The sequence below is a fragment of the Pantoea vagans genome, from assembly GCF_001506165.1.
Lineage (GTDB): Bacteria > Pseudomonadota > Gammaproteobacteria > Enterobacterales > Enterobacteriaceae > Pantoea > Pantoea vagans_C.
This window is the reverse complement of sequence record NZ_CP011427.1, coordinates 4,190,620-4,215,827: the sequence shown is the minus strand read 5'-3', so window position 1 is coordinate 4,215,827 and position 25,208 is coordinate 4,190,620. Positions and strand designations below refer to the sequence as shown.

Genomic DNA, 25,208 nt, shown 5'->3' with positions numbered 1-25,208 from the left:
GCCCGAGACAGGCAGCCAGATGACTCTGCAACGGCTGCACAAATCGCAACCATCACGTGAACTATGCTGCAAAACTGAGATTTCCCTGGCGTAAATGTCGGCACGATGCTTTTCGATCAGTAATATGTGCCAAAATTTTGCTATCTGAGGAGCAGAATCATGTCCAGTCAGTTTTATTCGCAAATCCGTCAACAGCTTGAGACAACACGTCAGGACGGATTGTTCAAACAGGAACGCACCATTACGTCGGCACAGCAGGCGGAAATCACCGTCGCCAACAGCCCACCCGTCATTAACTTCTGCGCCAATAACTATCTTGGCCTGGCTAATCATCCTGCGTTAATACAGGCAGCCAAAGAGGGCATGGATTCGCATGGTTTTGGCATGGCGTCGGTGCGCTTCATCTGCGGAACTCAGGATATTCATCAGCAGTTAGAACACAAGCTGGCGGCGTTTCTGGGCATGGAAGATGCCATACTTTTCTCCTCCTGTTTTGATGCCAACGGCGGTCTGTTTGAAACCCTGCTCAGCGCGGAAGACGCCATCATTTCTGATGCGCTCAACCACGCCTCGATCATTGACGGTGTGCGCTTGTGCAAAGCGCAGCGATATCGCTATGCCAATAACGATATGAGCGAGCTACGCATCCGCTTGCAAGAGGCGCGTGATAAGGGCGCGCGTCACATCCTGATCGCCACCGATGGCGTGTTCTCAATGGATGGCGTTATCGCTAATTTGCAGGGTATTTGCGATTTAGCCGACGAATTTGATGCAATGGTGATGGTAGATGATTCTCATGCTGTTGGCTTTGTCGGCGCATCCGGGCGTGGCTCACACGAATATTGTGGCATCATGGACCGCGTTGATATCCTGACCGGCACCTTAGGTAAGGCGTTAGGCGGCGCATCCGGTGGCTACGTGGCCGCCAAAAAAGAGGTCGTCGAGTGGCTGCGTCAACGTTCACGCCCTTACCTGTTCTCTAATTCGCTGGCCCCCGCCATCGTCACCGCCTCACTGCGTGTGCTGGATTTGCTGAGTGAAGGCGATGGCTTACGCCAACGTCTCTGGGAAAATGCCCGCTTCTTCCGCGAAAAAATGACAGCCGCAGGCTTTACGCTGGCGGGAGCCGATCACGCCATTATTCCGGTGATGTTGGGTGATGCCAAAGTGGCACAGCAGTTTGCCAGCCTGCTGCAACAGGAAGGTATTTACGTCACGGGCTTCTTCTATCCCGTGGTGCCACAAGGTCAGGCGCGTATCCGCACGCAGATATCTGCCGGGCACACGCAGGCACAGCTTGAGCATGCCGTCGCGGCCTTTACGCGCATTGGCCAACAGCTGGGTGTGATTACAGGAGCGGCAAAATGAAAGCGCTGGCTAAATTAAAAGCCGAAGAAGGCATCTGGATGATCAACGATGCACCGATTCCAGAACCTGGCCATAACGACCTGCTGATTAAAATTCGCAAAACCGCGATTTGCGGCACGGACGTGCACATCTACAACTGGGATGACTGGTCGCGTAAGACTATTCCCGTCCCGATGATCACGGGCCACGAATATGTCGGTGAAGTCGTGGGAATGGGTGAAGAGGTTAAGGGATTTTCAGTTGGCGATCGCGTTTCGGGTGAAGGCCACATCACCTGCGGCCATTGCCGTAACTGCCGCGCCGGGCGCACGCATCTCTGCCGCAACACGGTTGGAGTGGGTGTCAATCGTCAGGGCTGTTTTGCTGAATATCTGGTTATCCCCGCTTTTAACGCTTTCAAAATCCCCGACAATATTCCGGATGAACTGGCCGCGATTTTCGATCCCTTCGGCAACGCCGTGCATACCGCGTTGTCCTTTGATCTGGTCGGTGAGGATGTGCTGATCTCTGGCGCGGGTCCGATTGGCATCATGGCGGCGGCAGTATGCAAACATGTGGGTGCACGTAATGTGGTGATCACCGATATCAACGAGTATCGGCTTAGTCTGGCACGCCAGATGGGAGTCACCCGCGCAGTCAACGTAGCGCAGGAAAATCTGCGTGATGTGATGGCGGAATTGGGCATGACCGAAGGTTTCGATGTTGGGCTGGAGATGTCTGGCGCCCCCCCAGCGTTTCGCACGTTATTGGACGTCATGAACCACGGTGGGCGCATCGCCTTGTTGGGGATCCCCCCGGGTGAGATGGCCATTGACTGGAATCTGTTGATCTTTAAAGGATTATTCATCAAAGGCATTTATGGCCGTGAGATGTTTGAGACTTGGTACAAAATGGCGGCGCTGATTCAGTCTGGTCTCGATTTAACGCCCATCATTACACACCGCTACCACATCGATGATTTCCAGCAAGGATTTGACGAGATGCGCTCTGGTCGCTCTGGGAAAGTGGTATTGAGCTGGGATTAACTGTTTGCGGGAGGTAAGCAACCCTCCCGCAGGCTCTATCGACTCAATGCCAGATACTGCTGACAGATTGATAAAGTATCAAACCCGGCAAATGCATCGGCCTGTATGAGTGGCGGATGCTGATAAATCTCCTGCATTTTCTCCGCCAGGGATTCCGGATTAAGTTCGGACAGACCACGCGCTAAATCGCCCTGCAATAACCACTCTGGACCGCCGGGACAACGGGTGCTTACCACAGGCGTGCCGCAGAGCATCGCTTCGATGAGGACGTTTCCAAAGCCCTCGCTATCCGAACTGACAATCAACATGGTTGCCCGGCTTATCCAGGCATACGGGTTCAGCGTAAAGCCCTGGAAAATCACCCGGTCGGCGATACCCAACGTCTGCGCCTGCGCTTGCAGGGCGGCTTTGCGTTCAGGTGAACCCTGGCCTAACAGCACCAGAGGCTGTTGGATATTGCTCAATGCATAGGCTTTAAGCAGACGGTCATGGCGCTTAGTTTCGTGGAAGCGCCCCACATGCACCAGGAAACCGGCTGGCGGCACGTCAGCGGGCTCGGCGGCCAGTTGTCGAATTTGCTCAACATCGAATGGGTTGCCAATCACCGCTTCACGTGAGGGCTGCACGGCAAAAGCAGACTTGAGATCTTCAAGCACCGCGGGCGAGACACCCACCACGTTGCGTCCCTGATAAACCTGACGGATTTTACGTGCCTTCAACCAGCGAGATAACCCGGTGCGATGCCCCAAATAAGATGCAGAGAATACGCCATGCAGGCAACACCAGGTCTTCTCCTGCCGGAGTGCCCGGCTGCGGCGCACAATACGATCGGTTTTGTGCAGATGTGAGACCACAAGATCGAATTGACCGCCCTCTTTTTCCGCCTTCCTGACGGCGGCATCCAGTAAACGAGCACGCCGACTGAGTTCGGTCAATTTGCGCCACGGCTTACGGTTGGTGTCCTGAATGACGTGATAATCCACGCCTTCTGGCAACGGATACTCGCACACTTTGCGCAGAGAAAAGAGTGAGACTCGATGCCCCAGCGCCAACATACCAGCAACCAGCGTCAACACCACCTTCTCGGCGCCGCCGCCTGGTAAACCATCGATCACCATCAGTATGCGTTTTGACAAATTGTCCTACCTATCAGTTTTAGAAAACGGGTGAATGCCAGCTATGCGTGGAGAATATTAACGCACATTCATCCCCCTTTTCGCCTGTTTACTGCCGAGACAAATAGTTTTGCGTCACTGCAGGGCACAGCGTAACATTGCGATTTTATTGGCCTCAGGCGGCGAACATGACCCGGCACGCGTTCCTTATTACCATTGACACCGAAGGCGACAATCTCTGGCGCAATCACCGCTCAATCACCACCAAAAACACCGGCTATCTGCCACGTTTTCAGGCGTTGTGCGAACGTTATGGTTTTAAACCCACCTGGCTGACCAACTATGAAATGGCGATTGATCCTGCGTTTGTCGAATTTGGCAAAGATGTGATTGCCCGTAAGCAAGGCGAAATCGGGATGCATCTCCATGCCTGGAACAGTCCACCCGAAGCCCCGCTGACTGACGATGACTGGCGCTGGCAGCCTTTTCTGATCGAGTACCCCGATAGCGTGCTGCGTGACAAAGTCGCTTATATGACGGATCTCCTCGAAGAAAAGTTCCAAACCAAAATGTTAAGTCATCGCGCCGGTCGCTGGGCATTTGATGAACGCTACGCTGCGATCCTGACTGAGTTGGGCTATCAGGTAGACTGTTCGGTCACGCCACGTGTGAACTGGTCCTACACGCGCGGTGCGCCGCAAGGTAACGGCGGCACTAACTATACCCATTTCCCGGCCAAACCTTATTTCATCGATCCACAGGATATTTCGCGCAGTGGTGATTCATCGCTACTCGAAGTCCCGATGAGCATCCAGTACAAGTATTCCGCATTGATGAATGCGTTCAAACAGGGTGCTTACCGACTACGCGGTAAACAAAAAAGCCCTGCTGTGCACTGGTTGCGCCCATCGGGTGGCAACATTGCAGATATGAAGCGCGTCGTGGAGATGTCACTGGCGGAAGGGAACAATTACACCGAGTTTATGTTGCACAGCTCCGAATTCATGCCCGATGGTAGCCCAACGTTTAAAAATGAACGTGACATCGAGCAGCTATACGAAGATCTCGAAGCGCTGTTTAGCTGGTTGGCACCGAACTTTGTCGGCCAGACACTGGCGGAATATTACGCCAGCTTCACACGCCAGCAGGCTCAGCGCTGAGTTCCTGCCAGGCCTGCCAGACCGTTTCCAGAGTGACATCGCTGCATTCACCGGAAGCGGTCTGCATAATATGGTACTTTCCAGACCACGGATGCCAGATGCTGGCATTGGTATCGCCAAAGAACACCACCTGCTTTTTATGTAAACCTGCGGCCAAATGCATCTGGCCACCATCGCTACACAAAATTTGTTCACAGCGGTCAAAACCGGCAATCAACTCACGCACTGACGCAGTTGGGTAACGTGCTGCGCGGGCTGAGTTTACTTGTTCCATCAGCTCATCGGCGCGTGCGGCATCGCCTTTATCATTGGCATCCAGTGTGCCTTGCGGCGACCAGAAAACCAGTACCCGCGCCTGCTCATCTTCCAGCAATTTATTAATAAAAGCGGCATAAGATGCCACCGGCCAACGGCGTTTTGGGCTGCGGCTACTGATATGAACACCGAAGACTTTACCCGGCGCGGGAAATAATGCTGCGACGCGTGCGCTCGCCGCTTCGCGTTCTGCCTCCGCGAGGTAGAGATTGACCTGAGGGACCGCGGGGTAGGCATCCGTTAATGCCGAAAGATAAGAGTAGGTGTGCTCAACCTGATGCTTGCCGTGAAAATCTGTTTTCTGGAAGGGATGATCCAGCTGCGCATCTGCCTGGGCGGCGCCGATAATGTTGTGCGCGCCCGCCAACTTCGCCAGCCTCAGGCTGTATTTGCAAGGCACAGGATTGGCCAGAATGGTGGCATCAAATCGGGTTTTACGCAGTGCCAGCATGATCTTCACCCGTTGCCAGTAAACGCCCAGCGTGGTCTCATTTTTGGCGCGATGCTTGGCTTTCTTATACACATACAGACGGTCAACATGGGGATTGTAACTCACCACATCCTGCGCAATTTTGTTCACCAGCAAAGTGATGGTTGCTTCTGGAAATGCCTGTTTTATGCCTTCCAGTAAAGGAGTGGTACAGACCATATCACCGATATTATCGCGTCGGATAACGAGTATATTTTTCATGCTAAGACCCAGGTGTATAAAGATATATGCTGCGCTTTTCGGCTATCACCATTCCTAAAAGTGCGAAAATGCTAGCGAGCTAACTACTTTTGACCATAAATGTCCAAAAAGTTCTGAATTCCTTAGCAATAATTAACGTAAGAATTTCGTTAATTACTGATAAAAACATCACAACAATGTCGGAAAATGCTCCCTTACTCTCCATCATCTCGCCGATGTACAACGCCGGTGCGATGCTCGAGACTTTTATGCAGTCCCTGCTGACGCAAACGCTAAGCTCACTGGAAATTATCATCGTTGATGATGGCTCCACCGATGGCTCAGGTGAACGGGCCGATGCCTACGCGCAGCAGCATTCTCATGTACGTGTCATCCATCAGGCCAATGGCGGAGTTTCACGTGCACGTAATGCCGGGCTGGCCGTCGCAAGGGGCAAATACGTCACTTTCCCAGACGCCGACGACACCATGAACCCGGCGATGTATCAAACGCTGGTCGAGATGGCAGAAAGTGATGAGTTAGACGCCGCGCAATGCAACGCTGAATGGTTCTTCAAAGCCAGCCAGACCACCAAACCGCTGATTCCTCTGGATCGTTTAAGGAGCACCCAAGTGCTCAGTGGGCCAGAGTGGCTGAACACCGCGTTACAGACCCATCGTTATATGCATGTAGTGTGGCTTGGTATTTACCGCCGCGAACTGATTGAACAACTCAATCTCACCTTCGAGCCGGGACTACACCATCAGGATATTCCCTGGACCACCGAGTTTATGTTCAACGTCAAACGTGTGCGCTATACCGATCAGATGCTGTATCGGTATTACATGCACGATGCATCGATCAGTAATCGCAAGCGCACAGGTCAGCGTAACGTGGAATATCAACAGCACTACCTGAAAATCGCGCAGATGCTGGAAGAGATCAATACAAGCTATCGCACACGCATTAAAATTTATCCGGCATTTCACTATCAGATTACCCGTGAAGCACTCAGCGTCTGCCACTCCATCCGCCGCGAGCCCGAAGAGAGCGCACGCCAGGCGATGATTGCGGATATCTTTGCCACTCAAACTCACAAACGAATGCTGCGTAACGCACGCGGTGCCAGACAGTGGTATCAGTTAATGTTGTGGTTGAGCCGGATTTATCGCTGGCGTAAGAAATAAGCGCCGCGGCTGGCTTTCGCACCCTGGGGGTTTGCCCTACAATCAGCTCACTGAATTTTGAGATCATTTGAGTATGGCAAGCCCGATTCCAGCCCAGTTTGCACCGAAAAATATTCTGCTGATTAAGCTGCGTCATCACGGCGATATGCTGCTGACCACGCCGGCTATCAATGCACTACGCCAGCGCTATCCCCAGGCCAATATCGACGTCCTGTTGTATAAAGAGACGCGGCCAATGCTGGAAGCACATCCCGCCATCCGTCAGTTGCATATCATCGATCGTAACTGGAAAAAGGAAGGCGGCTGGCAAAAGTTTCGCCATGAAATGGCCCTGCTCTCTGCGGTCCGTGCCTGCCATTATGATGTGGTGATTAACCTTGCCGATCAGTGGCGCAGTGCGATCATTACCGGCTTTTCTGCCGCACCGGTTCGCATCGGCTTTGCCTTTGCGAAGCGCGATAATGCACTCTGGCGCTGGTGCCATAATCACTTGATATCCACTCAGAACTACAATCAGCTGCACACCGTTGAGCAAAATATGGCGGCGCTGGAACCACTCGGCATCAGTGCGGAAGGTGCGAAAGCCTCGATGCACTTTAGCGCAGCCGATCAGCAAAAAGTGCAGGCTGTTTTGGCGCAGCAACACGTCACCGGCCCGTTTATCGTGATACAGCCGACCTCACGCTGGGTATTCAAATGCTGGGAAGATGAAAAAGTCGCGCAGCTCATCGATACGCTCACTGCCGATGGCCACACCGTTGTCCTGACCGCAGCACCGGATCAGAAAGAGCAGGCGATGATCGCTAACATTCAGTCGCTCTGCCATAGCCAGAACGTGGTGTCACTGGCTGGGCAGCTCTCACTACCGCAACTGGCGGCGTTGATCGATGCAGCGCAACTGTTTATTGGCGTGGATTCAGCCCCAATGCACATGGCCGCCGCGCTCAATACGCCTTGCCTGGCACTGTTTGGTCCCACCAAGCTGCATCACTGGCGTCCGTGGGGTGACAATAATCGCGTCATTTGGGCCGGTGATTATGCTCCGCTGCCATCCCCCGACGATATCGATACAAAAACCGAGCAGCGCTATCTCTCCGCGATTCCCGTTGAGGATGTGATTGCCGCCGCAAGGAGTTTTTTGCATGACTAAGTTACGCCTGGCGATTGTCCGGCAGAAATATCGCCCGGATGGCGGTGCTGAGCGCTTTATTTCACGTGCGCTGGAAGCGCTGGATAGTGAACAGCTCGATCTCAATATCATTACCCGCAGCTGGCAGGGCACGCCCAATCCGGCCTGGCATCTGCACATTTGCAATCCCGCTAAATTTGGCCGCGTCTCACGCGAACGCGGATTTGCGCGCGCCGCACGCGAATGCTGGGAGCGCGAAAAGTTCGATATCGTTCAGAGTCACGAACGTATCGCGGGCTGCGATATCTTTCGCGCCGGTGACGGCGTGCATCGCGTGTGGCTTGAGCAGCGGGCACGCATCGTCTCGCCCTGGCAGCGTTTAAGCGCCAGCCTCAGCCCTTATCATCGCTATGTATTGCAGGCTGAAGCGGAAATGTTCAACACGCCGTCCTTAAAAGCCGTCATCTGTAATTCAGAGATGGTCAAACAGGATATTTTGCGTCATTTCACGCTCGATGGCAGCAAGATACACGTCATTCATAACGCCATCGATAGCCAACGTTTTCAGCCAGCCACAGAAGCCCAGCGCTATGCCATGCGTCAGCAACTGACATTGCCGCAAGATGCCACGGTGATGATTTATGTCGGCTCCGGCTTTGAGCGCAAAGGATTGAAAGCCGCCATTAGCGCATTGGCCAACAGTGACCGTTATCTGATTGTCGTTGGTCAGGATAAGCAGTTGTCGCGTTATCAGCAGTTAGCTAACCAGCTTAACTGTCTTGATCGCCTGCGCTTTGTTGGCGTACAGCAGGATGTCCAGCCGTACTATCATGCGGCTGATTCACTGCTGCTGCCGACGCTTTATGATCCTTTTCCGAATGTGGTGCTGGAAGCGATGGCCTGTGGTTTAGCAGTAATCACCAGCACGGGCTGCGGTGGTGCAGAATTCATTACAGCAGGTCAAGAAGGCTTCGTTTGCGATGCGTTGGATATCAAAGCGTTAAATGATGCCATTATGGCGACACCTGCGCTTTTACAGAATTCTGCCATGGGCGAAGCCGCACGCCGCAGAATCGAACCTTTTGGTCCGCAACGACTGGCGCAGGCACTGACCTCACTTTATCAGCAGGTACTGAAGGCCAGCTGACGAAGTGGTATGAGCAGGCGGCCAGTTTCTGATAACATGCCGCCTTTCATGTGTTTTTTGACGCGAACCTGTCGTAACGATAACTATGACAACTCTATACACAGCCCTGCTCTATCTGATTCAGCCATTCATCTGGCTGCGCCTGTGGCTGCGCGGTCGAAAAGCACCGGCCTATCGTAAACGCTGGGCTGAGCGCTACGGCTATTGCGTTGGCAAAGTGCAACCGCATGGCATTGTGCTGCATTCTGTTTCCGTGGGCGAAACCCTGGCCGCGGTACCCTTGGTACGCGCACTGCGCCATCGCTACCCAACGCTCCCCATTACTGTCACCACCATGACGCCAACCGGTTCGGAACGCGCCCAGTCTGCCTTTGGCAAAGACGTGCATCACGTCTATCTGCCTTACGACTTGCCCGGCTCCATCAACCGTTTCCTCGACACCGTCAATCCACGTCTGGTGATCATTATGGAAACTGAGCTGTGGCCCAACATTATCCGGATTCTGCATCAGCGCCAGATTCCTCTGGTGATTGCCAACGCGCGCCTGTCTGAACGTTCGGCCAAAGGCTATAAAAAGCTGGGCGGCTTTATGCGTGACTTGCTGCAACGCATTACGCTGATTGCGGCGCAGAACAGCGAAGATGCCGATCGCTTCCTCAGCCTCGGACTTAAACGTTCACATCTGGCCGTCACGGGCAGCCTGAAGTTTGATATTTCTGTCACCCCTGAACTGGCCGCAAAAGCCGTCACGCTTCGCCGCCAGTGGGCTTCGCGCCGCCAGGTGTGGATTGCGACCAGTACTCATGAAGGTGAAGAGACCATCATTCTTGATGCCCATCGCCGTCTGCTGCAGCAATTCCCAGACCTGCTGCTGATTCTGGTACCACGCCATCCTGAACGTTTCAAAGATGCCTGCGATCTGACGCAAAAACGCGGCTTCAGCTTTATTCTGCGCAGCAGCGGTGAAATTCCGTCCAGCGAAACGCAAGTGGTGATCGGCGATACCATGGGCGAACTGATGATGCTGTACGGCATTGCCGATATCGCCTTTGTCGGCGGAAGTCTGGTCGAGCGCGGCGGCCACAATCCACTGGAACCGGCAGCGCATGCCATTCCCGTATTGATGGGGCCGCACATCTGGAACTTCAAAGATATCTGCGCCAAGTTGCAGCAGGCGGAAGGTTTGATCACGGTTACCGATGTGATTTCGCTGGAAAAACAAGTCGCTAACCTGCTGCAGGATGACGACTATCGCCGCTACTATGGCCGACATGCCGTGGAAGTGCTGCATCAAAACCAGGGCGCATTACAGCGTCTGCTACAGTTACTCGAACCTCATTTACCGCCGCGAGCTCACTAACTCATGTCGCAACGCCAACGTCTCTCCGTGGTGATGATCGCCAAAAACGAAGCTGAACTGCTACCTGAGGCGTTAGCCTCGGTCAGTTGGGCCGATGAGATTGTGCTGCTGGATTCCGGCAGTCAGGACGCTACGGCAGACGTTGCCCGTGCACTGGGCGCACAGGTTTATCAGGCGGAAGGTTGGGATGGCTTTGGTAAACAGCGTCAACGCGCGCAGGCTTTTGCCAGCGGCGATATGATCCTGATGCTGGATGCCGATGAGCGTGTGACGCCTGAATTACGCCGTGCGATTGAACACGTCCTGGAGCAACCCGCAGCGAATACGGTTTACAGCCTCGGACGCAGTAATTTGTTCCTTGGCCGCTTTATGCGCCATAGTGGCTGGTATCCGGATCGCGTTCTGCGCCTGTATCCACGCGCACTCAACTACAACGACAACCTGGTGCACGAATCGCTGGATACGCAAGGCGCGCCAGTTGTTGCGCTCACCGGTGATTTGCAGCACCTCACCTGCCGCGATCTGATCGCTTTTCAGCGCAAACAGATGAATTATGCCGAAGCCTGGGCAGTTGAGCGTTTCCAGCGCGGCAAACGCTGTGGGCTTTTCTCCATTTTCAGCCACACCTTGGGGGCGTTCCTCAAAACCCTGTTACTGCGCGCCGGCTTCCTTGATGGCAAACAGGGCTGGATTTTGGCTGTCGTGAACGCACAGTACACCTTCAACAAATACTCGGCGCTCTGGGCGCTGCATCACACCTCAACACAAGGCCGCGTATGAGCACTAAAGCGATTTATCCCGGCACGTTTGATCCCATCACACTGGGGCATCTGGATATTGTCACGCGCGCGGCGCAAATGTTTGACCGCATCGTGGTGGCCATTGCCGCCAGCCCGAGCAAGAAACCGTTGTTCTCACTGGATGAACGCGTGGATTTGGCGCGTCAGGTGACAACGCATCTGCCGAATGTCGAGGTTGTGGGTTTCAGCGATCTCATGGCGAATTTTGCCAAAGCGCAAAACGCCAATGTGCTGGTGCGGGGATTACGCGCCGTATCAGATTTCGAATATGAGCTGCAACTGGCACAAATGAATCGCCATCTGCTGCCTAACCTGGAAAGCGTTTTTCTGATGCCGTCCGAAGGTTTCTCTTTCGTCTCATCGTCACTGGTGAAGGAAGTTGCACGTCATCATGGCGATGTGCAGGCATTTCTGCCTGCCGTAGTGCATCAGGCATTGCTGGCGCGACTGGCGCAGCAACCTTGATTTAGTGCTGACAGCGTGGGCACCAGAAGGTGCTGCGCTGGCCATGTTTACCGCTGACAATCGGTGTACCACACGCGCGACACGGCTCTCCCGCCCGGCCATAGACCTGCAGTTCCTGTGCAAAATAGCCCGGCTTACCGTCCGTTTGCAGGAAATCACGCAGCGTAGTACCGCCTTGTTCAATTGAGCGCAGTAACACGGCTTTGATGGTGGCAACCATCAGCTCTGCCTCTTCGCGGCTTAAACTCATCGCTGGGCGGTCGGGCAAGATTCCAGCCGTAAACAGCGATTCGCTGGCGTAGATGTTGCCCACGCCGACCACCACTTTGTTATCCATCAGCCACTGTTTAATCACCGTACGTTTACCGCGTGACTTCTCAAACAGATAAGCACCATCAAATTCGGCACTGAGCGGCTCCGGGCCAAGATGCGCCAACACACTGCTGCCTTCCAGGTCAGCGGTCCACAGCCAGGCTCCAAAGCGACGCGGGTCGGTGTAGCGCAGCACTTTGCCGTTACTCATCACTAAATCGACGTGATCGTGCTTCGCAGCCGCCTGTTCGCCGGGCAGAATACGCAAACTACCGGACATGCCGAGGTGAATGATAATCCAGCCATGCGGCAGTTCCAGCAGCAGGTATTTTGCGCGACGCTGCACACTCAGCACGGGCTGGTCGCTTAGCGCATGAATTTCGTGCGAGACCGGCCAACGCAGGCGAGGGTTACGCACCACCGCATGCAAAATCGTTGCGCCCACCAGATGTGGCTCAATGCCACGTCGGCTGGTTTCTACCTCTGGTAATTCAGGCATGTCATCTCCTCAACAAACCGCAGAAACAAAAAACCCGGCCGAAGCCGGGTTTTTAGCAAGAACACCAAAATTACTTAATTTTGGCTTCTTTGTAGATCACGTGCTGACGTACAACCGGATCGAACTTTTTCAGTTCTAATTTCTCTGGTTTAGTGCGCTTGTTCTTCGTGGTGGTATAGAAGTGACCTGTACCAGCAGAGGAAACCAGCTTGATCTTCTCACGAATACCTTTAGCCATGATTCAGTTCCTTAGTACTTCTCACCACGGGCGCGGATTTCGGTCAGAACCGTATCAATGCCCTTTTTATCAATAACACGCATACCTTTAGCAGATACACGCAGAGTAACGAAGCGCTTTTCGCTCTCAACCCAGAAACGGTGAGAGTGCAGGTTCGGCAGGAAACGGCGTTTCGTCGCGTTCATTGCGTGGGAACGGTTGTTACCCGTCACCGGACGCTTTCCAGTTACCTGGCAGACTCGTGACATTTCTATTCTCCAAAAATCAAATAAGCTCGAGCTTTAAAAACTAGGTTTTGGCCGCCTCGTCAGGCCTTAGCCCGCCAGGCGAGTTCCATGTGAACCCGCTAAGCTGACCCAAACGCCAAACCCGAGATTCTCAAAGGTGGCGTAGTATACGCCGCTCAGGCGGTGTGCTCAAGTCCCGAACAGATAAAGATCCCTATGGATCGCGCGAAAATGCATCATTTCTGCCCAACCAGACGCATGTTTTACAGCCAGCCGCGCTCAGCGAAAGAAGTGTACTCGCCGCGACCGATCACCAAATGGTCAAGCAAACGAATATTCAGTAAGGCACAAGCCTGCCCGATTTTACCGGTGATATCGCGATCGGCGCGACTCGGTTCAGCGATGCCAGAAGGGTGATTATGCGCCAGAATCACGGCAGCGGCGTTGAGTTTCAGCGCTTCACGCACAATTTCACGTGGATGTACCTCAACGCTGGCAATGGTACCGGAAAACATCTTCTGTGCTTGCAAGACACGATGTTGGTTATCCAGAAACAGCGCCATAAACACTTCGCGTTCCTGATGCGCCAACACGCTTTGCAGGTAATGACGCGTCACCTGCGGATTTTCCATCACATTTTCCCGTGCCAGCTGGCTGGCAAAAAAGCGCCGTCCCAGCTCAGCTACCGCATGCAACTGCGTAATCTTCGCCGAGCCCAACCCTTTGATCTTCCCCAGCGCCTCATGGCTCGCCGTCATGATGCGATAAAGTGAACCAAACTCATTGAGCATCAGCTGTGCCAGCAGCATCACGTTGGTGCCTTGACTGCCCGTGCGCAAAAATATTGCCAGCAGTTCTGCATCGCTCAGTGATTCCGCGCCCTTTAACGCCAGCTTTTCCCGTGGTGCCAGTTCTGTCATTGCCTTGCCCTCCCTGCGAAGTGGCGATTGTGCGCGCCAGCCAGGTTTCACACCAGCAAGCAGGTTGCGATTTCAGAGACGGCTCGCAAAGGCCGCAGGCAGTGAAAAGGCGAGTAGCGGATTTTGTGATAAAGTTCCCTCCATCTGCCGCGTGTGACGCAGCAATCCGTTTTGAGTTGAGGCCAGAAACATGACGGGATTAGCCGGTAAAAAAATTCTGCTCGGTGTCAGCGGCGGCATTGCTGCTTATAAAGCTCCTGAGTTGGTGCGTCGGCTGCGCGATCGCGGCGCTGACGTGCGTGTGATGATGACCGAAGCCGCGAAAGCGTTTATTACGCCGTTGAGCTTACAAGCCGTTTCTGGCTATCCGGTATTTGATGATCTGCTCGACCCCGCCGCCGAAGCGGCAATGGGCCATATTGAGCTGGCCAAATGGGCTGACCTGATCCTGCTGGCTCCCGCCACGGCTGACCTGATCGCGCGCCTCGCCGCAGGTATGGCTAACGATCTGGTCACGACGGCCTGCCTCGCCAGCGCAGCGCCCCTGGCCATCGTGCCCGCCATGAATCAACAAATGTATCGCGCGGCCATCACGCAAGAGAACTTGCAGCGTTTACATCAACGTGGCGTCTTGATTTGGGGCCCGGATAGCGGCAGCCAGGCCTGCGGTGATATCGGCCCTGGGCGTATGCTTGATCCACTGGCCATTGTGGCTTATGCACTTGAATGGGCGGCGCCCGTCAACGATCTGCAACATCTCAACATTATGATCACCGCCGGTCCAACCCGTGAAGCGCTTGATCCGGTGCGCTATATCAGTAATCACAGCTCGGGAAAAATGGGTTACGCCATTGCCGCGGCGGCAGTCAAACGCGGTGCCAACGTGACACTGGTGTCCGGCCCGGTCTCGCTGTCAACACCGGCGGGCGTGAAGCGTGTTGATGTGGGCAGTGCACTGGAAATGGAAGCCGCCGTGATGGCGCAAATCAGCCAACAACATATTTTCATTGCCAGTGCTGCCGTGGCAGACTACCGGGCGGCATCCATTGCCGCAGAGAAAATCAAAAAACAGGGTGGCGATGATAACGTCACGCTGCAGTTGGTGAAGAACCCAGACATTGTCGCCGGTGTTGCCGCATTGCAGAAAAATCGCCCTTATGTGGTGGGATTTGCTGCCGAAACCCAGAATGTGGAAGAATACGCGCGGCAAAAACGGGTGCGGAAAAACCTGGACCTGATTTGCGCCAACGATGTGGCGCAGGCCGGACAGGGATTCAATAGCGACACCAATGCTCTTCACCTTTTTTGGCAGGAAGGAGAGAAAGTCTTACCGCTCAGTGATAAGACGCTCCTTGGCCAACAATTAATAGACGAGATTGTCAGCCGTTATGATGAAAAAAATCGACGTTAAAATTCTTGATGCGCGTGTGGGTAATGAATTCCCGCTGCCAACTTATGCAACCCCAGGTTCTGCAGGCCTCGATCTTCGCGCCTGCCTGGATGGTGCTCTGGAGATCACCCCAGGCATGACCACGTTGGTGCCTACCGGTTTGGCAATTCATATTGCCGATCCTTCACTGGCAGCAGTGATTCTGCCGCGTTCGGGCCTGGGTCATAAGCACGGCATCGTGCTGGGTAACCTGGTCGGCTTAATTGACTCCGATTATCAGGGTCAGTTAATGGTGTCGGTCTGGAACCGTGGTCAGGACAGCTTCACTCTGCAACCTGGTGACCGCCTGGCGCAACTGGTGTTCGTACCCGTTGTGCAAGCCGAATTCAATCTGGTAGAAGAATTCGACACCAGCGATCGCGGTGCAGGCGGCTTTGGTCACTCTGGCCGCCAGTAACACGCGACACTTTTCGCTAAGCCATCTTTTTATTTCTCATCGCCACAGGCCATTGCGCTTGTGGTAGATGAGGCAGTATTGCCTGTTTTTGGTGAATCTCAGGGGTCTTGAAGGTCATGGCAGAAAAAAAAGTCGCGAAACGGAATCGTCGCGAAGAGATTTTGCAGGCGCTGGCGCAAATGCTGGAGTCGAGCGATGGCAGTCAGCGCATCACCACCGCCAAGCTGGCAGCCAATGTAGGCGTTTCGGAAGCGGCGCTGTATCGTCATTTCCCCAGCAAAACGCGCATGTTCGACAGCCTGATCGAATTTATCGAAGACAGTCTGATTACTCGCATCAATCTGATCCTGAAAGATGAAAAAGAAACAGTTGCCCGCTTGCGTCTTATCGTGCAATTGATTCTGGGATTTGGTGAGCGTAATCCCGGGCTGACGCGCATTCTGACTGGGCACGCGCTGATGTTTGAACAGGATCGCCTGCAAGGGCGCATTAACCAGCTGTTTGAACGCATTGAGGTGCAGCTACGTCAGGTGATGCGTGAGAAAAAAATGCGTGAAGGTGATGGTTTCCAAACCGATGAAACGCTGCTGGCGAGCCAACTGCTGGCGTTTTGTGAAGGGTTACTGTCGCGTTATGTGCGCTCTGAATTCCGCTTCCGTCCCACCGCGGATTTCGACACCCGCTGGCCATTGATGGCCGCGCAGTTAGTGTAATCATGAGTGGGTGCACCTCAAAGCGCACCCTACGAAACGTCGCAGTAGGGTCGCCATTCATGGCGACCGTCATCATACAGCGAGATTATATCCCGTACTCTTTCCGATAGGCTCGCACTTTCGCCAGATGGTCCGCCATCTCCGGCTTCTCTTCCAGGTAGTCAATCAGCTCCGCCAGCGTAATGATAGCGGTTACTTTGCACTGGTAGTCGCGCTCGACTTCCTGAATGGCAGAGATATCACCCCGTCCACGCTCCTGACGATCCAGAGAAATCATCACGCCCGCCAGCGTCGCGTTATGCGCACTGATAATATCCATGGATTCACGAATTGCCGTGCCTGCGGTGATCACATCATCCACCAGCATCACTTTACCCTGCAGCGGGCTGCCCACCAGCAAGCCACCTTCGCCGTGGTCTTTGGCTTCTTTGCGGTTAAAGCAATAAGGCACGTCACGGTCATGGTGGTCGGCCAGCGCCACCGCGGTGGTGGTCGCAATCGGAATGCCTTTATAAGCTGGGCCAAACAGCAGATCGAAGTCCACACCACCGTCTACCAGTGCCTGCGCATAAAAACGTCCCAGCAGCGCTAAATCACGTCCTGTATTGAACAAACCGGCGTTAAAGAAATACGGGCTTTTACGACCCGATTTCAGTGTGAACTCACCAAACTTCAGAACCCCTTTGTTCAGGGCGAATTCAATAAACTGACGCTGCCAGGCTTTCATTTCTCACTCCTCAAATAAAGAAAAGGCGACTCTGTGGTCGCCTGTTAAATCAATTTGTTAACGCTGCTTTTTGCGCCTGAATCAACTGCTCAATGCCGCCTCGCGCCAGCGCCAGCAACTGCAGTAATTCCTCATGGCTGAACGGCTCACCTTCAGCAGTGCCCTGTACTTCAATCATGCGGCCATCTTCTGTCATCACCACGTTCATGTCGGTTTCAGCCGCGGAATCTTCCACATACTCCAGATCGCACAGCGCTTCACCGCCCACAATCCCGACAGAAATGGCAGCAACCATGCCTTTCATCGGGTTGGCTTTCAGTTTACCGGCCTCCACCAGCGCATTCAGCGCATCGGCCAAGGCCACGCAAGCGCCGGTAATGGATGCGGTGCGAGTGCCGCCATCAGCCTGAATCACATCGCAATCCAGCGTGATAGTAAATTCACCCAAAGCCTCTAAATCCACTGCTGCACGCAGCGAGCGGGCAATTAGACGCTGAATCTCCAGCGTGCGCCCACCTTGTTTACCTTTCGCCGCTTCACGCGCCATACGGCTGTGGGTTGAGCGCGGCAGCATGCCATATTCAGCGGTGACCCAGCCCTGACCTTTCCCTTTGAGGAAGCGCGGCACACCTTCTTCAACAGTGGCGGTACACAGCACTTTGGTTTCACCGAACTCGACAAGGACAGAGCCTTCAGCGTGTTTGGTGTAGTGACGAGTAAGGGTGACGGGACGCACTTCAGATGCGTTACGGCCTGCTGGACGCATGGTTTCTCTCCGGCTTGCTTAGGTTTGGCTGCGCATTATACGGACTTCCCACCCGGCTGTCCTGCCCGCGTGAGCGACAATCCCGGATGAAATTTAGCCGCAGCTGTGGCTAAATGCGCCCTTTCCTTCAAATAAAAAGACAAATGATGACAGCGATACTCCATTTCCTGCTGGCGCTGGGGGTGATTTTTGCCCTTGCGCTGCTGGTCAGCCATGACCGTAAACAGATTCGTCCGCGCTTTATTATTCAATTATTGATTGTTGAGGCCGCGCTTGGCTGGTTCTTCCTGCATTCGGCCGGTGGCCAGTCAGTGGTGACCGCCGTCGGCGGCTTTTTCGAGACCTTACTGACCTTTGCTGCACAAGGCACCGATTTTGTGTTCGGCAACATGGCAAAACAGGGCCTGGCATTCATTTTCCTCGGCGTACTCTGCCCGATTGTGTTTATCTCCGCGCTGATTGGTATTCTGCAACACTGGCGCATTCTGCCGTTGCTGATCCGCGTGGTCGGTACTCTGTTATCTAAAGTCAACGGTATGGGCAAGCTGGAGTCTTTCAACGCCGTCAGCACCTTGATTCTGGGTCAGTCGGAGAACTTCATCGCCTATAAAGGTATCTTGGGCGATATCTCGGCACGTCGCATGTACACCATGGCAGCGACGGCGATGTCGACGGTTTCACTGTCGATTGTTGGCGCCTACATGTCGATGATTGATGCCAAATATGTAGTTGCCGCCCTGCTGCTCAATATGTTCAGCACCTTTGTTATCTTGTCGATCATCAACCCTACTCGCCCGGAAAATGAAGAACACATCGCGTTGGATAAGCTGCATGAAGACCAGAGTTTCTTCGAAATGCTGGGGGAATACATTCTGGCTGGCTTTAAAGTGGCGATGATCATTTTAGCCATGCTGATTGGCTTTATCGCGCTGATTGCCGCCATCAATGCGCTGTTCTCTGCCGTGTTTGGCTACAGCTTCCAGCAGTTACTTGGCTACGTGTTCTATCCCTTTGCGTGGCTGATCGGTATTCCGACCGCCGATGCACTGCAGGCCGCCAGCATCATGGCGACTAAGCTGGTCGCCAATGAATTTGTTGCCATGATTGAGCTGAAAAAAGTGGCAGCAGAGATGACACCACGCGGGCTGGGTATTTTGTCGGTATTCCTGGTGTCGTTCGCCAACTTTGCGTCGATCGGGATTGTGGCCGGTGCGATTAAAGGGCTCAACGAGAAACAAGGTAACGTTGTGTCGCGCTTTGGCTGGAAGCTGGTTTATGGCTCAACGTTGGTGAGCTTGCTGTCCGCCGCGTTTGCTGGCCTGTTCATTTAAGGTTTTCAGGGCGCGCTTAAACGGTGCGCCCTGCTCATTTCGCTAAAACGCCACGCACACCAGCGCATCGACGCGCATCACGGATTCCTGATCAAATCGCTTTTTATAGATGTCACGTAATGTGTTGATGCTTTCTGAGCTTGAGCGGTCAGGCTGATGAATCAGCATCAAAGCCTTACTGTTTTCACGCGCCAGTTTGCCCCCTTCGCCCAGCCATTGCCCTTTACCGTCATACACGGAAAGCCCGTCTTTAAAGCGCGGCGTCACGTCGTTATCAACAAACTGTTGCCATTCACTGCTGCTCACCGTGCCACCTTTAGGCTTGTTCATACCGAACCACAAGGTGGTTTGCATCATGATGTCGCCCGAGCCACACACGGCGACCGGCGCGGTATTTGGTGGGATCTGTTCATGGGAGGTAGAGGGTGCCTGGCATCCTGCCAGAGAGAGGACAAGTACCAATGGTATCGCCAATTTATTCAACATCATAGCCTCAGAATTTTAGGTATCACACAGAACATCATAGGGTGAGAAGGGTTGATCCGTCATCCTTTTCACCGAAAGTCGCCCACGAGGTACGCTCATTACGCATACGCCTATCATGGTTTGGCTACCGTCACTATAATGCGGGGAACATTCCTGAAAATGAGTACAAGCTTATGATCCGCAGCATGACCGCTTACGCCCGCCGCGAAGCCAAAGGCAACTGGGGCAGCGCCGCCTGGGAACTCCGTTCGGTGAACCAGCGTTACCTGGAAACGTACATCCGTCTGCCCGAGCAATTTCGCGGCCTGGAGCCGGTAATCCGCGAACGTATCCGCAACCGTCTGACGCGCGGCAAAATCGAGTGCAACCTGCGCTTTGATGCCGACCCTTCTGCGCAGGGCGAACTGCAGCTCAACGAAGCGCTGGCGAAACAGCTGGTGCGTGCTGCCAACTGGGTGAAGCTGCAAACCGATGAAGGCGCAATTAATCCGTTGGATATCCTGCGCTGGCCGGGTGTGATGTCAGCACAAGAGCAGGATCTCGATGCCATCAATACCGAGCTGTTGGCGGCACTGGATGGTGCACTCGATGACTTTATCGTGGCACGCGAAAGCGAAGGCAACGCGCTGAAAACGTTGATCGAACAGCGTCTGGAGGGTGTCTCTCAGGAAGTGAGTAAAGTGCGTGCGCAAATGCCGGATGTATTGAAATGGCAGCGCGAGCGTTTGATCACAAAGCTGGAAGAAGCTGAAGTACAGCTGGAAAACAATCGCCTTGAACAAGAGCTGGTGATGATGGCGCAGCGCGTTGATGTGGCAGAAGAGTTGGATCGCCTCGATGCGCACGTGAAAGAAACCTATAACATTCTGAAGAAGAAAGAAGCCGTGGGACGTCGCCTCGACTTTATGATGCAAGAGTTCAACCGCGAGTCGAACACGCTGGCTTCCAAGTCAATCAATGCGGATATCACTGCTTCAGCGATCGAGCTGAAAGTACTGATTGAGCAGATGCGCGAGCAGATCCAGAATATCGAGTAACATCCTTTGACGAGGTTAAGTCCCGCACCTGGGGGCTTGACCTACTCTTTGCGCTGAAGCCTTTACGTGAAAAGGGTACACTTGCACTCCCCAACCCCTTAATTGACACCGCTACGCGAAACTATGCATAACCGTCTTACCATAAAAGATATCGCCCGTTTGAGTGGCGTCGGTAAATCGACCGTCTCGCGCGTGATCAATAATGAAGGGGGCGTCAGCGAAGCGACTCGTCTCAAAGTCCTTCAAGTGGTGCAGGATCAGAATTTCAGCCCGTCAAAATCAGCGCGATCGATGCGAGGCGGCAGTGACAAAATCGTCGCGATTATTGTTTCCAGACTGGACTCTCCGGCAGAAACACAGTCCGTCCGCGCTATGCTGCCGTTGTTATATGAACAGGGTTATGACCCAATCATTCTTGAAAGCCAATTCAGCACGGAGCGGGTCGCTGAACATTTACAACTGCTGGAAAAGCGCAACATCGATGGTCTGATTCTTTTTGGTTTCTCGACGTTAAGCCCAACTGTGCTTGAACAATGGCAACACAAAACCGTGCTAGTGTCGCAGGGTATGCCTGGAATCTCATCGGTCGAATATGATAATGCCGGGGCGATCCAGCTCCTCATGCTTCAGCTTATTGAAAAAAATGTCAGGCATATTAGCTATATTGGCGTGGAAGCCAGCGATACCACCACAGGCCAGCAGCGTTCAGAGGCTTACCTCACGCAATGCCAGCAACATCATATTGAAGTGACAATGGCGCTGGGTGATCTTAGCTATCAGAGCGGTTTTGATCTCACCGCTCAGGTGTTGAAACCCCATACCCAAGCGGTCATCTGTGCTTCTGATACGATTGCGTTAGGTGTTCAGAAATACCTGCAGCAGCATGCCATCAGCCATGTACAGGTTGGCTGTGTGGGCAGTAATGCCTTATTAGAGTTCATCTTCCCCCTCACCCTCTCTGTACAACCCGGTTATAAAAACAGCGGGGAAGTGGCTGTCAGACAGCTAATTTCTCAGCTCGCGGGCAACTTAAACCCTCAACAACATCTGCTCTCCCCCACGCTGCATCCGCAGGATTAACCGCACCCGTCACCCATGACCAATGTGATCTCTGGCTCAGATTTGGGAACGTTCCCATTTTTTATGTGAAGAAACACACACCATTGGGAACGTTCCCAATTATTGCAGCGACGCTTTGTGTAATGTCTGCGCCAGATGCGTAGAAAGTAAATAAGGCTTTCTGCGGTGTTAATTCTGCAGCTTAAGGCATAGAAAAATGAGCACAAACCCGCAACAGGATGTTGAACGCTTAATTGAGTATGTGGGAGGTAAAGACAATATCGCGAGTGTGAGTCACTGCATTACACGATTGCGGTTTGTTTTGCATGATCCCTCACTGGCTTCCCCGGCAAATATTGAAACTCTGGAGATGGTGAAAGGTTGTTTCACCAATGCTGGCCAGTTTCAGGTCGTTATTGGCACCCAGGTTGGCGATTACTACAGCACGCTGTTACGCCTGACCGGCGGTGATAAACAGAACAAAGAAGCCGTGAAGATTGCCGCACGCAACAACATGAGTGTGTTCGAGCGTGCCATCTCCCACTTTGCTGAGATTTTCTTTCCGCTGTTGCCCGCTTTGATAAGCGGTGGCTTAATTCTCGGCTTTCGCAATGTCATCGGTGATATCCCATTTAGCGATGGCAAAACCCTGGCGCAAATCTCCCCGGTCTGGCAAACGTTGTATGACCTGCTCTGGTTGCCCGGCGAAGCCATCTTTATGTTCCTGCCGGTTGCGGTGTGCTGGTCCACGGTCAAAAAAATGGGCGGCACAGAGATACTGGGCATCGTGCTCGGCATCACCCTTGTCTCACCGCAATTGATGAACGCCTATGGTCTGGGGCAGCAGCTCCCTGATACCTGGTCACTCGGTTGGTTCACCATTGAAAAAGTCGGTTATCAGGCTCAGGTCATTCCCTCGATGTTGGCGGGTCTTGCCCTTGCACTCATTGAAAACCGTTTCAAAAAGGCCATCCCTGATTTTCTGCATTTAGTCATCGTACCGATCTCCACACTGCTCATCGCGGTTTTCCTTGCCCACGCGCTTATCGGTCCTTTCGGTCGTATGTTAGGTGATGCTGTGGCGTGGGGCGTGAAAAGCGTTATGTCAGGGGCGTTCGCGCCAATCGGTGCGACCTTGTTCGGTTTTCTTTATGCACCGCTGGTGATCACCGGTGTGCATCAGACCACACTGGCGATTGATATGCAGATGCTGCAAAGCACTGGCGGGACTCCGCTCTGGCCGCTGATCGCCCTGTCGAATATTGCGCAGGGATCCGCGGTATTGGGGATCATTCTCATCAGCAAGAAGCAGAAAGAGCGCGAAATTTCGGTGCCGGCGGCGATCTCCGCTTTCCTCGGCGTGACAGAACCCGCGATGTACGGGATTAACCTGAAATACCGTTTTCCCATGCTCTGCGCGATGATCGGATCGGCCTGTGCTGCACTGGTATGCGGCCTGTATGGTGTTAATGCCAACGGTATTGGCGTGGGAGGCTTGCCTGGCATCCTTTCTATCAAACCGCAGTTCTGGGGCATTTTTGCACTGGCGATGTTAATTGCCATCCTGGTGCCTGTTGCGCTCACTTCTCTCATCTACCGACACAAATTCCACTCGTCAAAATCTGCTGCGGCACGTCATCAGGAAACAGGTTATGGCACAGCTGAATGAGATCCCTTGGTGGAAAAATGGGGTGATTTATCAAATCTACCCAAAAAGTTTTCAGGACAGCACGGGCAGTGGCACTGGCGATATCAATGGCATCATTCAGCGACTTGGGTATCTGAAAACCCTGGGCGTGGATGCCATCTGGCTCACTCCTGTTTATGTTTCACCGCAGGTCGACAACGGTTATGACGTTGCCGACTACTGCAACATTGATCCGCTCTACGGCACGTTAGAAGACTTTAAACGCCTGATCCACGCCGCGCATCAATTGGGGATTCGCGTGGTAATGGATATGGTGTTTAACCACACCTCCACACAACACCCTTGGTTTAAGCAGGCAGAAAATCCAGACAGTGATTATCGGGATTTTTATCTCTGGCACAGCGGATCTCAAGGGGTTGCGCCTAATGACTGGCAATCAAAATTTGGTGGAAGCGCCTGGCAATGGCATGAGGAGAGTCAGCACTATTATTTGCATCTGTTTAGCCCCCAGCAGGCTGACTTAAACTGGCAGCATCCGCCTGTACGTGAAGCCTTAAAAGATATCTGTCGGTTTTGGGCTGACCTCGGCGTAGATGGTCTGCGGCTTGATGTCGTCAACTTAGTCTCTAAACACGCTGATTTCCCTGATGACTCCCACGGTGACGGGCGACGTTTCTATACCGATGGCCCACACATCCACCACTATTTACGCGAATTTAGCCGTGACGTTTTCCAGCCCCAGCAACTGATGACGGTGGGTGAAATGTCCTCTACGTCGCTTGAACACTGCCGTCAGTACGCTGCACTGGATGGCAGCGAATTATCCATGACCTTCAATTTTCACCACTTGAAAGTGGATTACCTCAATGGTGAAAAATGGAGTCTCACTCCACCTGATTTTATCGCGCTGAAAGCGATTTTTAACCAGTGGCAGCAAGGCATGCATGGCCATGCCTGGAATGCCCTGTTTTGGTGTAATCACGATCAGCCACGCATCGTTTCTCGCTACGGTCATGACGGTGAGTGGCGTACCTGCTCCGCCAAAATGCTGGCCATGATTCTGCACGGCATGCAAGGCACGCCCTTCATTTACCAGGGTGAAGAGATCGGTATGACCAATCCAGGGTTTAGCGACATCTCACAGTACCGTGATGTTGAGACGCTCAATCTTTTCACTGCGCAGCAATCTCAGGGTGGGGATGAGCACAAGCTGATGCCGATCCTCGCCAGTAAGTCGCGAGACAATGGCCGCACGCCTATGCAGTGGGATGCGTCACTTCATGGCGGATTTTCCCGCGCCACGCCCTGGATTTCATTTTGCGATAACGTAGCGCAAGTCAACGTGGAGCAGGCGTTGGCCGACCCCGACTCCGTTTTTTACCTCTATCAACGGCTAATCCAGTTACGCAAAACTCAACCCGTGATCACCGCCGGGGATTACCGTGATTTACGGCCCACCGATCCCTCCTTGTGGTGCTACACCCGCAACGCATTCGGCCATCCGACACTCAAGGTGATCGCCAATCTCAGTCCTACCCATCTGGAGGTCGATAGCGAACTGTTATCTGGCGATGTATTGCTCGGTAATTACCCGCCGTCTGCGTGTAAAAACACGCTGCGCCCCTACGAATGCCTTTACCTCAACCCTAAATAAAAC

Annotated in this window: 26 protein-coding genes; 17 read left to right on the top strand and 9 right to left on the bottom strand. The window is 53.5% G+C overall.

Going from position 1 to position 25,208, the window contains the following annotated elements:
• Positions 1–159 precede the first annotated feature (159 nt).
• Together LK04_RS19450 and tdh are read left to right on the top strand one after the other, a co-directional pair.
• Positions 160–1,368: a glycine C-acetyltransferase gene (locus tag LK04_RS19450; RefSeq protein WP_039328194.1), complete on the top strand. Its 1,209-nt coding sequence runs from the start codon at positions 160–162 to the stop codon at positions 1,366–1,368.
• Positions 1,365–2,393 (top strand): L-threonine 3-dehydrogenase, encoded by a 1,029-nt coding sequence (tdh, locus tag LK04_RS19445; RefSeq protein WP_039328191.1) that lies wholly within the window; start codon positions 1,365–1,367, stop codon positions 2,391–2,393. Before LK04_RS19450 ends, tdh begins: the two co-directional genes overlap by 4 nt.
• A gap of 35 nt (positions 2,394–2,428) precedes the next feature.
• Here tdh and LK04_RS19440 read toward each other — a convergent pair whose 3' ends face one another.
• Entirely contained in the window at positions 2,429–3,511 is a 1,083-nt protein-coding gene (locus LK04_RS19440) for a glycosyltransferase (RefSeq protein WP_039328188.1), read from the bottom strand.
• A 185-nt stretch (positions 3,512–3,696) separates the two neighbouring features.
• On the opposite strand from LK04_RS19440, the gene LK04_RS19435 reads away from it, so the two are divergent.
• On the top strand, positions 3,697–4,668 hold the full coding sequence (locus LK04_RS19435; RefSeq protein ID WP_039328185.1) for a polysaccharide deacetylase family protein: 972 nt from the start codon (positions 3,697–3,699) through the stop codon (positions 4,666–4,668).
• On the opposite strand, the gene LK04_RS19430 is transcribed toward LK04_RS19435, so the two are convergent.
• Positions 4,643–5,674, bottom strand: coding sequence for a glycosyltransferase family 9 protein (locus tag LK04_RS19430; protein WP_039328182.1), 1,032 nt, complete (start codon positions 5,672–5,674; stop codon positions 4,643–4,645). The genes LK04_RS19435 and LK04_RS19430 overlap by 26 nt on opposite strands.
• A gap of 215 nt (positions 5,675–5,889) precedes the next feature.
• Here LK04_RS19430 and LK04_RS19425 point away from each other — a divergent pair, with 215 nt between their 5' ends.
• From LK04_RS19425 to coaD, 6 genes are all read left to right on the top strand, one after another.
• Positions 5,890–6,840, top strand: a complete 951-nt coding sequence (locus LK04_RS19425; protein WP_039328179.1) for a glycosyltransferase — start codon at positions 5,890–5,892, stop codon at positions 6,838–6,840.
• 73 nt (positions 6,841–6,913) lie between these two features.
• Positions 6,914–7,990 carry a putative lipopolysaccharide heptosyltransferase III gene (rfaQ, locus tag LK04_RS19420; RefSeq protein WP_039328176.1) on the top strand — a complete coding sequence of 359 codons (1,077 nt, stop codon included), beginning with the start codon at positions 6,914–6,916 and terminating at the stop codon, positions 7,988–7,990.
• Complete coding sequence (locus LK04_RS19415) at positions 7,983–9,116, top strand: glycosyltransferase family 4 protein (RefSeq protein ID WP_039328174.1); 1,134 nt, start codon at positions 7,983–7,985, stop codon at positions 9,114–9,116. Before rfaQ ends, LK04_RS19415 begins: the two co-directional genes overlap by 8 nt.
• An 85-nt stretch (positions 9,117–9,201) precedes the next feature.
• Positions 9,202–10,476, top strand: coding sequence for a lipid IV(A) 3-deoxy-D-manno-octulosonic acid transferase (waaA, locus tag LK04_RS19410; RefSeq protein ID WP_039328170.1), 1,275 nt, complete (start codon positions 9,202–9,204; stop codon positions 10,474–10,476).
• 3 nt (positions 10,477–10,479) lie between these two features.
• Positions 10,480–11,256, top strand: a complete 777-nt coding sequence (locus tag LK04_RS19405; protein WP_039328167.1) for a glycosyltransferase family 2 protein — start codon at positions 10,480–10,482, stop codon at positions 11,254–11,256.
• The gene (coaD, locus tag LK04_RS19400; protein WP_039328164.1) at positions 11,253–11,741 is read left to right on the top strand and encodes a pantetheine-phosphate adenylyltransferase; all 489 of its coding nucleotides are present in this window, start codon (positions 11,253–11,255) and stop codon (positions 11,739–11,741) included. The genes LK04_RS19405 and coaD overlap by 4 nt, the downstream gene beginning before the upstream one ends.
• Position 11,742: 1 nt before the next feature.
• Here the strand turns inward: coaD and mutM are convergent, their stop codons facing one another.
• The 4 genes from mutM to radC form a co-directional block, all read right to left on the bottom strand.
• Positions 11,743–12,552, bottom strand: a complete 810-nt coding sequence (mutM, locus tag LK04_RS19395) for a bifunctional DNA-formamidopyrimidine glycosylase/DNA-(apurinic or apyrimidinic site) lyase (protein ID WP_039328161.1) — start codon at positions 12,550–12,552, stop codon at positions 11,743–11,745.
• Between the two features lie 70 nt (positions 12,553–12,622).
• Entirely contained in the window at positions 12,623–12,790 is a 168-nt protein-coding gene (gene rpmG / locus LK04_RS19390) for a 50S ribosomal protein L33 (RefSeq protein ID WP_001051798.1), read from the bottom strand.
• A gap of 11 nt (positions 12,791–12,801) precedes the next feature.
• Complete coding sequence (rpmB, locus tag LK04_RS19385; RefSeq protein WP_007885297.1) at positions 12,802–13,038, bottom strand: 50S ribosomal protein L28; 237 nt, start codon at positions 13,036–13,038, stop codon at positions 12,802–12,804.
• Between the two features lie 242 nt (positions 13,039–13,280).
• The gene (gene radC / locus LK04_RS19380; protein WP_039328154.1) at positions 13,281–13,937 is read right to left on the bottom strand and encodes a RadC family protein; all 657 of its coding nucleotides are present in this window, start codon (positions 13,935–13,937) and stop codon (positions 13,281–13,283) included.
• Between the two features lie 190 nt (positions 13,938–14,127).
• On the opposite strand from radC, the gene coaBC reads away from it, so the two are divergent.
• From coaBC to slmA, 3 genes are all read left to right on the top strand, one after another.
• Entirely contained in the window at positions 14,128–15,348 is a 1,221-nt protein-coding gene (gene coaBC, locus LK04_RS19375; protein WP_039328151.1) for a bifunctional phosphopantothenoylcysteine decarboxylase/phosphopantothenate--cysteine ligase CoaBC, read from the top strand.
• Positions 15,326–15,784, top strand: a complete 459-nt coding sequence (dut, locus tag LK04_RS19370; protein ID WP_039328147.1) for a dUTP diphosphatase — start codon at positions 15,326–15,328, stop codon at positions 15,782–15,784. Before coaBC ends, dut begins: the two co-directional genes overlap by 23 nt.
• A gap of 116 nt (positions 15,785–15,900) precedes the next feature.
• Positions 15,901–16,497, top strand: coding sequence for a nucleoid occlusion factor SlmA (gene slmA / locus LK04_RS19365; RefSeq protein WP_039328145.1), 597 nt, complete (start codon positions 15,901–15,903; stop codon positions 16,495–16,497).
• An 85-nt stretch (positions 16,498–16,582) separates the two neighbouring features.
• Here slmA and pyrE read toward each other — a convergent pair whose 3' ends face one another.
• Both pyrE and rph read right to left on the bottom strand, forming a co-directional pair.
• Entirely contained in the window at positions 16,583–17,224 is a 642-nt protein-coding gene (pyrE, locus tag LK04_RS19360) for an orotate phosphoribosyltransferase (RefSeq protein WP_034823839.1), read from the bottom strand.
• 49 nt (positions 17,225–17,273) lie between these two features.
• On the bottom strand, positions 17,274–17,990 hold the full coding sequence (gene rph, locus LK04_RS19355) for a ribonuclease PH (protein ID WP_039328141.1): 717 nt from the start codon (positions 17,988–17,990) through the stop codon (positions 17,274–17,276).
• Positions 17,991–18,136: 146 nt separating this feature from the next.
• Here rph and LK04_RS19350 point away from each other — a divergent pair, with 146 nt between their 5' ends.
• Positions 18,137–19,321 carry a NupC/NupG family nucleoside CNT transporter gene (locus LK04_RS19350; protein ID WP_039328314.1) on the top strand — a complete coding sequence of 395 codons (1,185 nt, stop codon included), beginning with the start codon at positions 18,137–18,139 and terminating at the stop codon, positions 19,319–19,321.
• Positions 19,322–19,363: 42 nt separating this feature from the next.
• On the opposite strand, the gene LK04_RS19345 is transcribed toward LK04_RS19350, so the two are convergent.
• Entirely contained in the window at positions 19,364–19,807 is a 444-nt protein-coding gene (locus LK04_RS19345; protein ID WP_039328138.1) for a DUF3574 domain-containing protein, read from the bottom strand.
• Positions 19,808–19,980: 173 nt separating this feature from the next.
• Between LK04_RS19345 and LK04_RS19340 the strand changes: the two genes are divergently transcribed.
• The 4 genes from LK04_RS19340 (at position 19,981) to treC (ending at position 25,205) form a co-directional block, all read left to right on the top strand.
• On the top strand, positions 19,981–20,844 hold the full coding sequence (locus LK04_RS19340) for a YicC/YloC family endoribonuclease (RefSeq protein ID WP_039328135.1): 864 nt from the start codon (positions 19,981–19,983) through the stop codon (positions 20,842–20,844).
• A gap of 123 nt (positions 20,845–20,967) precedes the next feature.
• Entirely contained in the window at positions 20,968–21,924 is a 957-nt protein-coding gene (gene treR, locus LK04_RS19335) for a trehalose operon repressor TreR (RefSeq protein ID WP_039328132.1), read from the top strand.
• Between the two features lie 196 nt (positions 21,925–22,120).
• Positions 22,121–23,572 (top strand): PTS trehalose transporter subunit IIBC, encoded by a 1,452-nt coding sequence (treB, locus tag LK04_RS19330; protein WP_081998048.1) that lies wholly within the window; start codon positions 22,121–22,123, stop codon positions 23,570–23,572.
• On the top strand, positions 23,556–25,205 hold the full coding sequence (treC, locus tag LK04_RS19325) for an alpha,alpha-phosphotrehalase (RefSeq protein WP_039328130.1): 1,650 nt from the start codon (positions 23,556–23,558) through the stop codon (positions 25,203–25,205). The genes treB and treC overlap by 17 nt, the downstream gene beginning before the upstream one ends.
• Positions 25,206–25,208 lie beyond the last annotated feature (3 nt).

Coding starts and splice junctions, on each gene's coding strand:
- LK04_RS19440 (WP_039328188.1), bottom strand. CDS start 3,511: ATGGTGATCGATGGTTTACCAGGCGGCGGCGCCGAGAAGGTGGTGTTG.
- slmA (WP_039328145.1), top strand. CDS start 15,901: ATGGCAGAAAAAAAAGTCGCGAAACGGAATCGTCGCGAAGAGATTTTG.
- treC (WP_039328130.1), top strand. CDS start 23,556: ATGGCACAGCTGAATGAGATCCCTTGGTGGAAAAATGGGGTGATTTAT.
- rpmG (WP_001051798.1), bottom strand. CDS start 12,790: ATGGCTAAAGGTATTCGTGAGAAGATCAAGCTGGTTTCCTCTGCTGGT.
- treR (WP_039328132.1), top strand. CDS start 20,968: ATGCATAACCGTCTTACCATAAAAGATATCGCCCGTTTGAGTGGCGTC.
- LK04_RS19405 (WP_039328167.1), top strand. CDS start 10,480: ATGTCGCAACGCCAACGTCTCTCCGTGGTGATGATCGCCAAAAACGAA.
- LK04_RS19430 (WP_039328182.1), bottom strand. CDS start 5,674: ATGAAAAATATACTCGTTATCCGACGCGATAATATCGGTGATATGGTC.
- radC (WP_039328154.1), bottom strand. CDS start 13,937: ATGACAGAACTGGCACCACGGGAAAAGCTGGCGTTAAAGGGCGCGGAA.
- LK04_RS19350 (WP_039328314.1), top strand. CDS start 18,137: ATGACAGCGATACTCCATTTCCTGCTGGCGCTGGGGGTGATTTTTGCC.
- coaBC (WP_039328151.1), top strand. CDS start 14,128: ATGACGGGATTAGCCGGTAAAAAAATTCTGCTCGGTGTCAGCGGCGGC.
- rfaQ (WP_039328176.1), top strand. CDS start 6,914: ATGGCAAGCCCGATTCCAGCCCAGTTTGCACCGAAAAATATTCTGCTG.
- waaA (WP_039328170.1), top strand. CDS start 9,202: ATGACAACTCTATACACAGCCCTGCTCTATCTGATTCAGCCATTCATC.
- tdh (WP_039328191.1), top strand. CDS start 1,365: ATGAAAGCGCTGGCTAAATTAAAAGCCGAAGAAGGCATCTGGATGATC.
- pyrE (WP_034823839.1), bottom strand. CDS start 17,224: ATGAAAGCCTGGCAGCGTCAGTTTATTGAATTCGCCCTGAACAAAGGG.
- rpmB (WP_007885297.1), bottom strand. CDS start 13,038: ATGTCACGAGTCTGCCAGGTAACTGGAAAGCGTCCGGTGACGGGTAAC.
- mutM (WP_039328161.1), bottom strand. CDS start 12,552: ATGCCTGAATTACCAGAGGTAGAAACCAGCCGACGTGGCATTGAGCCA.
- LK04_RS19435 (WP_039328185.1), top strand. CDS start 3,697: ATGACCCGGCACGCGTTCCTTATTACCATTGACACCGAAGGCGACAAT.
- dut (WP_039328147.1), top strand. CDS start 15,326: ATGATGAAAAAAATCGACGTTAAAATTCTTGATGCGCGTGTGGGTAAT.
- LK04_RS19425 (WP_039328179.1), top strand. CDS start 5,890: ATGTACAACGCCGGTGCGATGCTCGAGACTTTTATGCAGTCCCTGCTG.
- coaD (WP_039328164.1), top strand. CDS start 11,253: ATGAGCACTAAAGCGATTTATCCCGGCACGTTTGATCCCATCACACTG.
- rph (WP_039328141.1), bottom strand. CDS start 17,990: ATGCGTCCAGCAGGCCGTAACGCATCTGAAGTGCGTCCCGTCACCCTT.
- LK04_RS19345 (WP_039328138.1), bottom strand. CDS start 19,807: ATGTTGAATAAATTGGCGATACCATTGGTACTTGTCCTCTCTCTGGCA.
- LK04_RS19415 (WP_039328174.1), top strand. CDS start 7,983: ATGACTAAGTTACGCCTGGCGATTGTCCGGCAGAAATATCGCCCGGAT.
- LK04_RS19450 (WP_039328194.1), top strand. CDS start 160: ATGTCCAGTCAGTTTTATTCGCAAATCCGTCAACAGCTTGAGACAACA.
- treB (WP_081998048.1), top strand. CDS start 22,121: ATGAGCACAAACCCGCAACAGGATGTTGAACGCTTAATTGAGTATGTG.
- LK04_RS19340 (WP_039328135.1), top strand. CDS start 19,981: ATGATCCGCAGCATGACCGCTTACGCCCGCCGCGAAGCCAAAGGCAAC.